The organism is Moraxella sp. CTOTU47724 (assembly GCF_032014955.1).
GTDB lineage: Bacteria > Pseudomonadota > Gammaproteobacteria > Pseudomonadales > Moraxellaceae > Faucicola > Faucicola tetraodonis.
Genome location: NZ_DALZSV010000003.1, coordinates 87,642 through 96,676, shown reverse-complemented (window position 1 = coordinate 96,676; position 9,035 = coordinate 87,642). Strand labels below are relative to the sequence as shown.

Annotated in this window: 8 protein-coding genes; 3 read left to right on the top strand and 5 right to left on the bottom strand. The window is 43.9% G+C overall.

The features are described from left to right. The first annotated feature begins 353 nt into the window (after positions 1–353). From lysM to RTR63_RS01600, 3 genes are all read left to right on the top strand, one after another. Positions 354–863, top strand: a complete 510-nt coding sequence (lysM, locus tag RTR63_RS01610) for a peptidoglycan-binding protein LysM (protein ID WP_007114907.1) — start codon at positions 354–356, stop codon at positions 861–863. Positions 864–1,642: 779 nt separating this feature from the next. Continuing rightward, on the top strand, positions 1,643–2,848 hold the full coding sequence (locus RTR63_RS01605) for an RtcB family protein (protein WP_312522320.1): 1,206 nt from the start codon (positions 1,643–1,645) through the stop codon (positions 2,846–2,848). Positions 2,849–2,851: 3 nt separating this feature from the next. Next, positions 2,852–3,076 carry a hypothetical protein gene (locus RTR63_RS01600; RefSeq protein ID WP_050325040.1) on the top strand — a complete coding sequence of 75 codons (225 nt, stop codon included), beginning with the start codon at positions 2,852–2,854 and terminating at the stop codon, positions 3,074–3,076. 54 nt (positions 3,077–3,130) lie between these two features. Here RTR63_RS01600 and RTR63_RS01595 read toward each other — a convergent pair whose 3' ends face one another. From RTR63_RS01595 to leuC, 5 genes are all read right to left on the bottom strand, one after another. After that, a complete protein-coding gene (locus RTR63_RS01595; protein ID WP_312522318.1) occupies positions 3,131–4,450 on the bottom strand; it encodes a L,D-transpeptidase family protein in 1,320 nt (439 codons plus the stop codon). 216 nt (positions 4,451–4,666) lie between these two features. After that, positions 4,667–5,737: a 3-isopropylmalate dehydrogenase gene (gene leuB / locus RTR63_RS01590; protein WP_060994371.1), complete on the bottom strand. Its 1,071-nt coding sequence runs from the start codon at positions 5,735–5,737 to the stop codon at positions 4,667–4,669. A 146-nt stretch (positions 5,738–5,883) separates the two neighbouring features. After that, complete coding sequence (locus RTR63_RS01585) at positions 5,884–6,528, bottom strand: hypothetical protein (RefSeq protein WP_312522316.1); 645 nt, start codon at positions 6,526–6,528, stop codon at positions 5,884–5,886. Positions 6,529–6,814: 286 nt separating this feature from the next. Then, positions 6,815–7,465, bottom strand: a complete 651-nt coding sequence (leuD, locus tag RTR63_RS01580; RefSeq protein ID WP_159374993.1) for a 3-isopropylmalate dehydratase small subunit — start codon at positions 7,463–7,465, stop codon at positions 6,815–6,817. 9 nt (positions 7,466–7,474) lie between these two features. After that, a complete protein-coding gene (gene leuC / locus RTR63_RS01575) occupies positions 7,475–8,893 on the bottom strand; it encodes a 3-isopropylmalate dehydratase large subunit (protein ID WP_312522314.1) in 1,419 nt (472 codons plus the stop codon). Positions 8,894–9,035: the final 142 nt, after the last annotated feature.

Below are 9,035 nucleotides of genomic sequence, written 5' to 3'. Positions count from 1 at the left end.
CTTTTTTACATGGCATCATCCATTTGGTCATGTTAGCCACTTTTGTGTTTTTCTCAATTATCCCCTAACCCTAAAGGAATAAATGGCATAGAAAATTGGCGTAATAAATGACGTAATAAATGAAAAGACTACTTGCAATCAGTAACATTCCTTTACTAAATACTTATGCTCATCGATTTAAGTTTTTGCTAATCTAGAGGGTAACTAGAATAACGCCATAATTAACACGATTATCGTTGTAGTGATGTGAGGTCGTTCTAGTCATTTGAGGTGTTGAAACGATTATTTAGGCGTTTCAACAAACTATACATTAAAAAGCGTGCATTAAAATATTACAACATAAGGAAAAACAAATGGGACTATTTAGTTTTGCAAAAGACATCGGTGATAAAATCTTTCATCGTAACAAAGACGCTGCGCCAGCATCGACACCTGCATCAAATGTTGCACCAACCGCAGCGCCTGCCGCTTCTACTGAGCCATCTGCACAAGAGATTGCAAACTTATTGATTCAGCGCATCCAACAAAATGCCAAAATTGACAACCTATCAGTCAACTATGACGGTAATACTGACAAAGTAACCATTAATGGTTCTGCTGCTAACCAAGCAGAGCGCGAAAAAGCCATTCTAGCGGCAGGTAATGTACAGTATGTAGCACAAGTGGAAGACAACATCACGGTTGCGACGCAAGAGCCAGAATCTCGTATGTACACAGTGAAATCAGGCGATACGCTGTCAAAAATTTCAAAAGAAGTGTATGGCGATACCAACCAATACAACAAAATCTTTGAAGCCAACAAACCATTATTATCTGACCCAAATAAAATCTATCCAGGTCAAGTACTTCGTATCCCAGCTTAATTTTTACCTTAAGCCTTTTAAAAAACCAGTGACCCCTGTCGCTGGTTTTTTTATAAAAAAATTTGCATATCGACAAATAAAATTTTATAGTATGCCGCTTATTCATTAGTTTTGATAACATATCAAACTGTGAATGTACCCAAACTTTTATTTCAGCTCTGTTTTGGCATTCCGATGTTAGTACCATCGCCAAAACCGCCACCCTAGCAAAAGGAAAAAAGGAGACACATGATGTCCGTACTTACTCACAACGTAAAACGTCTAAACAACACTGTTGATGTGTCTACCGCCTGTTTTAACTAATTAAAATTTGGTTTTTTAACAGCGTATATGCCATACGCCCCTCCATTTACCGATTTTGATTTACCAAACCCAAAGCATCACCATCAATAGTAACTGACTGAGAATAAAGCGAATATTGGCTTTTGATTGTGTTTATTGTGATGGTAATAATTTGGGTTTTTTGTTGTCTAAAATTTTCCTATTTCCCCATGTCCCTATTTTTACATGCCATAGAAATCGTCGGATAGCTAAAGCGCACCCTACAATAGTTAACAAACTTTAGCTAACAAACTTTTTCAGAGCATTTAGTGTTTCAAACGCATTTACGTGTGTCAGTCTTGTTTGCCAGTCGTGTTAAACGATTGGACGACGTTTTATTATTTAAATTTACTTATCAAACTTATTTCAAAAAAATTTAATTATCATTTATTGGTCTAAATTTGCTACGCTAAAAATGTTAAGGGTAAGTGAATTTAGCATTAAAAAAGAAAAAATATATGAGTATTCAATTAGTATTAAATAAATCTGCGCAACATGGCGTACCTGTCAAAGTATTTACCAAAGATATTGAACAAGAAGCCATCCAGCAGTTACGTAATCTTGCCCAGCTTGAATTTGTCCATCACCACATTGCAGTGATGCCTGATGTGCATGTAGGCAAGGGTGCGACTGTGGGTAGTGTGATTCCGACGAAAGATGCGATTATTCCTGCGGCGGTGGGTGTGGATATCGGCTGCGGCATGAATGCGGTGCGACTGTCGCTCAAAGCCCACCAATTGCCCGATAATCTGGCTAAAATCCGTACAGCGATTGAAGCCAAAGTCCCTGTCGGTTTTAACCAGCACCAAGCCATCACGGTGAAAATGACTACGCTTGACCCACTTGCCAAACGCTTAAAGCGCATCACCGATAAGCACAAGGGGCTACTCAAAATGCTGCGCAACTTTGAGCGAACTTGGGCAAAACAGCTCGGTACACTGGGCGGTGGTAATCATTTTATTGAGCTGTGTATCGATGAGAATGAGGATGTCTGGGTGATGCTGCATTCGGGCAGTCGCGGCATTGGCAACTGTATTGGTGAGTATTTTATTACCCTTGCCAAAAAGGAACAGCAAAGCCGTTTTGGGCATGTGCCAGACCGTGATTTGGCGTATTTTGCCCAAGGTTCCCATAGTTTCGACGATTACCTCGAGGCAGTGCAGTGGGGGCAGGATTATGCGTTAGAGAATCGCCGCGAGATGATGCGGCTGATTATCAATGTGTTACAGCGTGAACTGCCGCATTTTACGCTGACAAAAGAGGCGATTAATTGCCATCACAATTATGTCAGCCAAGAACATCACTACGGTGAGGATGTCTACGTAACCCGTAAAGGGGCAATTTCTGCTTTCGAGGGCGAGCTTGGTATTATACCTGGCTCGATGGGGGCAAAATCCTATATCGTCAAAGGCAAGGGCAATAGCGAGGCGTTGTGTTCGTGTTCACATGGGGCAGGGCGACGCATGAGCCGTGGCAAAGCGATGCGGCATTTTAACCTTGATGACCTAAGAGCCCAGACGGCGGGCGTGGAGTGCCGTAAAGACAAGGGCGTGATGGATGAAATTCCAGAGGCGTATAAAGATATTGATGCGGTAATGGCGAATCAGTCGGCGCTGGTCGAAGTCGTGCATACGCTCAAACAAGTGATGTGTATTAAAGGATAAACCATGAAAAACCAAAAACAATTAATTAAATTGGGCGAGCAACTGGAGAAAAATCCGTCAATCGCGCAATCCAATTTGGCTGTTAAACCCCGTAATTACTTGGCGTTAAATCCGCTTTTGCAAAAAGGCGGACTGCATGAAAAAGACGATGTCGAAATCGCCCGCAAAAAACAGCGGCGACAAACCAAGCAGGATTTGCGAAAACAAGTTTGGCGACAGGAAGCGTAATAACCAAACACCCCAGATTTTGGGGTGTTTAGTTGACGCCTATACAATATAAACTTATTCAAATACCACGTCTGCGCCATCGGCTATCGTGCCATACAGACTTAGCGCATCCCAATTGGTCAAACGCACACAACCGTGTGATTTTTGCGCGCTGATTAACTCAGGCTCAGGCGAGCCATGAATACCATAACTCCGTTTTGATAACCCAATCCAAGCACGCCCCACAGGGTTGTTGGGTCCTGGTGGTAGCCACTTTTCTTTGGAAGAAAAATCAGTATTATAGGTGGGGTTTAATACCCGATTTTTAACTTTTAAGGTGCCAGAGGGTGAGGGGGTGTAATTAGAGCCGACTGTTGTCGGGTAGCTTGCAACAAGCTCACCACTAGCAGCATAGGCGTACAAGATATTTTTCTTTTTATCGCTCACAACCTTAGTCACTTCCGTCATATTGGGCTGATAAGGATTGTAGACGGTGATAATATTACCCGCTTTGAGTGGCGTGGTGGGGTTTAATCGACTTACCAGCTTTTGGCTCATATGAAATTTTTCAGCTACCGCTTCACGCGCTGATTTGTATTGCATGTCTCTGGGCACTTTGGTAATCACCAAATCATCGCGCGTTAGCTGATAATTGATAAAAATCGGCTGCTTATTTAACGTCTCGTTGCTGGTTAACGCTGACCAAGTGGCTTCATTCATCGTGGTGGTTACGGGCAGATTGTGTTTTTGCTGAAAAATCTGCATCGCTTTGATGGTATTTTTATTCATTATTCCTGTCAGTGCACCCACACTATGCCCATGCCAGTTAAGCAGGGCTTGGGTCTTAAATACCAGCAGTTCATCAGGTTTAATGGACACTTGTTTTGATGGTAACGCGTCTTTGTTAGCCACGGATGACGGATTGTCATTAGCCGATTGTTTGAGCGCAGCATAGTCAATAGTTGATTGAAAACCCGTCACAGATGGGGTCGCTGAGGCAGGCGGGGTTGATGCGGCTTGTGACGCCACCACCGCAGAGGCAGGCATGGTTTTTAATTCAATAGCGCCTTTGGGTGACCAACTCACTTGGTTTACTTGCTGGGCAATCATCGGTAAATTATCAGTGGTATAGGCAATCTCTGGCAAGGCTTGTTTCAGTCGTTGCTGCACCAAGCTTGTGCCAATAAACTGTTGACTGACATTGGCTTTTAGCGTTGGGGCAGGCGAAGAGGCAGCGACACTTGCGGTTGTACTGGCTGCAGTACTAGCTGTAGTACTTGCTGTCGGAACTGTGGGTACATCCATAGCTTGATTGGGTGACTGTTGACAGGCAGATAAACTGATAGCAAGCACGATGCTTGTAAAGCAAGGTAAAATTTTATGATAAGAAGACATAGTCATTGAAATTTAAGAAAAATTTAGCAAGGGAGGATGGAAGGTCATCGAGGTTTTAGAGAAACGATAATGGCATACTATAGCAAAACTGGTTTCAAGATAAGCAGGATTTTACAAATTTTTCAAAAAAATGTTGGCAAAAATGCCGTAAAAAAAGGCAGGTTAGATTAGCTAACACTACCTTTAACGCAGGATAAAAATTAGGGTAATCAAAGATTATAAGTTAGCGATAACTGCATCACCCATATCTGAGCAAGAAACCAGCGTGGTGCCTTGTTCAAAGATATCGCCTGTACGTAACCCTTGCTGTAATACTTTTTGCACTGCTTGCTCAACTTGCGTGGCACGGGCTTCATCATTGAGGCTATAACGTAACAGCATCGCCAATGACAAAATGGTTGCCAATGGATTGGCTTTATTTTGACCGGCGATATCAGGGGCAGAACCATGCGATGGTTCATATAGCCCTTTACCTGTGTCATTTAAGCTCGCGGATGGTAGCATACCAATAGAGCCAGTCAGCATTGAGGCTTGATCTGACAAAATATCGCCAAAAATATTGCCGGTGGCAATCACATCAAACTGTTTTGGGGCTTTGACCAGCTGCATCGCTGCATTGTCGACATACATGTGAGTCAATTCAACATCTGGGTATTCGGCAGCGACTTCAGTGAAAATCTGCTTCCAAAACTCTGTGGTCTCAAGTACGTTAGCTTTATCAACTGAGCAGAGTTTTTTACCGCGTTTTTGTGCCGCTTCAAAAGCGACTTTGGCAATACGGCGAATTTCTGATTCGCTGTATTTCATGGTGTTATAGCCTTCTTTCTCACCGTTTTCAAGCGTGCGAATACCGCGTGGTTCACCAAAATAAATATCGCCGGTGAGCTCACGGACAATCAAAATATCTAACCCAGATACCACCTCAGGTTTTAAAGTTGAGGCATTGGCAAGCTCTGGATAAAGAATGGCTGGGCGAAGATTGGCAAATAGATTTAAGTCTTTACGAATCGCCAGTAATCCACGCTCTGGGCGCACTGAGCGTTCAAGGCTATCATACTGTGGGCCGCCGACAGCACCGAGCAATACCGCATCAGCCTTGCGGCACAGGGTTTGGGTAGCTTCTGGATAGGGTGAGCCATGCGCATCATACGCTGAGCCACCTAACAGCCCATACTCATAGCGAGCGTCTAAGCCTTGCTCGATTAATTTGTCCAATACTTTGACAGCTTGTCCAATGATTTCAGGACCAATACCATCACCTTGTAATACGGCGATCTGTTTTGTCATGTTACTTCCTTCACGTTAATCCACAACTTTTTGCTGACAACGCAGCTTTTAAAATTTTGTTAGTTTCTAAAAAATAATCGAATCAGGCATTATTGAATGACGCTTTCTTGGATAAAGCTTTTTGTGAGAAAAGCTTTTAGGGGCATCTATAAAGCAATCTTTATAAATTCATTCGATAAAGCGCCTTGCTGATTAGGTTTTTTACACCATTGATTGGTAAGTTTGGCATTTTCATACAAATCAATACACAGTGGCGTTGGGGCAGACTGCGCTAGCAAACTATAATCGGTCTTTTGAATTTGGCGGTAGGCTTTGAGCTCATAGCGTTTACCGCTTTCAAAACGATGGATAAAACTGAAACTTTCAACTGTCGTCAAATCTTCATCCAAATAAAAACGGGTGGCAACCATGTGCTGACCACTGGGAAAACTTACCAAGTAATTTGGTATAGTAGACTTGCTCTGCGGCTTACTCATCAAAGGTGTGACGGTCACTGGGCTGGTCATTGAGCTATGGTTGCCAAGTGTAGCGCTCGGGGTGTGAGTCGATTGATTAATAACTGACAACGTGCCAATACGATTGATTTCACAGGCATAAATACCGGTACATTTTAGGGTGCTTTTGCCTGCAGCAATCGGTTGCGGCGCTGTTACCACTGAGGGTTTGGCGCGTGCGCTTGGCTGCTTTGTCATTGATTGACAGCCAGATAGCGCCACTGCCGAACAAATCGCAATGGCTATACCTACAACAGGCAAACAGTCAAGGCGAAAAAAGCGCTTCGTAAACATCATGGTCGTTATTCCCTCAAATCAAAAAAAGCAATTAAAAAATTGCAGTAACAGGGTGCCTGCCATAGTTAAATGATGATAACCATGGCGGATGATGCCATGATTTAAACACAGTCCTAGGCACATTAAAATGTGACTAACATAACCAATATCCCAACCTTTGTCAAAAAATGCCTTTTTAGACGCGGCTTATACGCAGATTGGGATAGATGATGGATAAGCTCTCAATGATAAATCATCAATAATGAAACGCTACTGACATTGTACATTTACCTAACCAAGCAGCACTTTAAGCCGCGCCTGTGCCAAATACCCAAGGGCGTGATTGTTTGGCGTTCTCTTCATACGCTTTGATGCTATCAGCTTGCTGTAATGTCAGACCAATATCGTCTAAACCGTTGAGCAGACAGTGCTTACGAAATTCATCGACGTCAAACGAATAGCTTTTACCTGAGGGTGAAATCACTTGCTGATTTTCTAAATCCACGGTTAATTGATAGCCATCTTGGGCAAAACATTCGGCAAACAATTCACTGACCGCATCTTCGCTTAAAATCACTGGCAACATGCCATTTTTAAAGCAGTTGTTGTAGAAAATATCGGCAAAACTGGGCGCAATCACCGTGCGAAAACCGTATTCTTCGAGCGCCCAAGGGGCATGCTCACGGCTTGAACCACAGCCAAAGTTTTTACGTGCAAGCAAAATGTTAGCACCTTGATAACGGGGCTGATTTAAAATAAAGTCAGGGTTAATGGGGCGTTTGCTATTGTCTTGACCGGGATAGCCTTCGTCCAAATAACGCCATTCATCAAATAGATTGGCACCAAACCCTGTGCGTTTGATAGATTTCAAAAACTGTTTTGGAATGATTTGGTCAGTGTCCACGTTTGAGCGGTCTAGCGGGCAGACAATGCCTTGCTCAAGGGTATATTTTTTCATAGTTCTACCTTAATAATTTCTCACGTCAACAAAATGACCGGCTAATGCGGCAGCGGCGGCCATGGCAGGGCTGACCAAATGGGTACGCCCACCATTGCCTTGACGACCTTCAAAGTTACGATTGGAGGTACTGGCGCAATGTTCTTTTGGCTGTAATTTATCCGCATTCATGGCAAGGCACATCGAGCACCCTGGCTCCCGCCATTCAAAACCGGCTGCAGTAAAGATTTTATCCAGCCCTTCGCTTTCTGCTTGTTGTTTAACCAACCCAGAACCGGCTACCACAATCGCTTCTTTGACGCTATCTGCGACTCTGCGACCTTTGATAACCGCCGCCGCCGCGCGAATATCTTCAATACGTGAGTTGGTACAAGAGCCGATAAACACCCGATCGACTTTGATGTCGGTGACCGGTTGGCCTGCGGTCAAACCCATATACTCATAAGCGCGTGTCCAAGCCTCTTTTTGTACGTCATCTTTTGCGGCATCTAGGGTAGGGACGTGCGCGCTGATATCCACCACCATCTCAGGGGATGTGCCCCAAGATACTTGGGGGGCGATGTCCGCGCCTGCCATCTCAATGACGGTATCAAACACGGCATCAGCATCTGAATGCAGGGTTTGCCAGTAAGCCACGGCTTTATCCCACATTTCACCGGTAGGCGCATAGGGACGACCTTTGACGTATTCAATGGTGGTGTCATCAACGGCTACCATACCAACGCGCGCGCCGGCTTCAATTGCCATATTACACACGGTCATACGTCCTTCCATGCTCATGTCACGGAACACATCGCCTGCAAATTCAATGGCGTAGCCTGTCCCGCCCGCGGTGCCGATTTTTGCAATAATCGCTAGTACCACGTCTTTGGGGGTGACACCTTCACCCAATTTGCCATCGACTTTGATAAGCATATTTTTCATCTTGGTTTGCACAAGACATTGTGTTGCCAATACATGCTCAACCTCACTGGTACCGATGCCGTGGGCAAGACAGCCTAACGCACCATGGGTTGCGGTATGTGAGTCGCCACACACTACGGTCATCCCAGGTAATACCAAACCTTGTTCTGGGCCTACCACATGCACAATGCCTTGGCGCACGTCATTGATGGTAAATTCAGTGATGTTAAATTTGGCACAGTTTTCATCGAGTGTGGCTACTTGCAGGCGAGAGACGTCATCTTTAATGCCTGCCACCCCTTCTTTACGTTCGCTCGCCACTGTCGGGACATTATGGTCAGGAGTGGCGATGTTTGCTGACAAACGCCAAGGTTCACGATTGGCTAATGACAAGCCTTCAAATGCTTGCGGGCTTGTGACTTCATGTAATAAATGACGGTCGATATAGATAAGACTAGAACCGTCGTCTCGTTGATTGACTAAGTGATCTTGCCAAAGTTTATCATAAAGCGTTTGCGCTGCCATGACACATATCCTATGGTTTTTTTATAAAGGGGCGTAGTAATCGGGTAAACAATAACGCCATTATAACAAAGAAAAATGATAATTTTAATTGATGATTTTTATATTTTATAAAAATTTTAGGAATGTATTGGGCAATTAAATA

What these genes read in the sequence shown, in the direction of transcription:
- lysM (WP_007114907.1), top strand. Translation starts at nt 354, where the DNA reads ATGGGACTATTTAGTTTTGCAAAAGACATCGGTGATAAAATCTTTCAT.
- RTR63_RS01605 (WP_312522320.1), top strand. Translation starts at nt 1,643, where the DNA reads ATGAGTATTCAATTAGTATTAAATAAATCTGCGCAACATGGCGTACCT.
- RTR63_RS01600 (WP_050325040.1), top strand. Translation starts at nt 2,852, where the DNA reads ATGAAAAACCAAAAACAATTAATTAAATTGGGCGAGCAACTGGAGAAA.
- RTR63_RS01595 (WP_312522318.1), bottom strand. Translation starts at nt 4,450, where the DNA reads ATGTCTTCTTATCATAAAATTTTACCTTGCTTTACAAGCATCGTGCTT.
- leuB (WP_060994371.1), bottom strand. Translation starts at nt 5,737, where the DNA reads ATGACAAAACAGATCGCCGTATTACAAGGTGATGGTATTGGTCCTGAA.
- RTR63_RS01585 (WP_312522316.1), bottom strand. Translation starts at nt 6,528, where the DNA reads ATGATGTTTACGAAGCGCTTTTTTCGCCTTGACTGTTTGCCTGTTGTA.
- leuD (WP_159374993.1), bottom strand. Translation starts at nt 7,465, where the DNA reads ATGAAAAAATATACCCTTGAGCAAGGCATTGTCTGCCCGCTAGACCGC.
- leuC (WP_312522314.1), bottom strand. Translation starts at nt 8,893, where the DNA reads ATGGCAGCGCAAACGCTTTATGATAAACTTTGGCAAGATCACTTAGTC.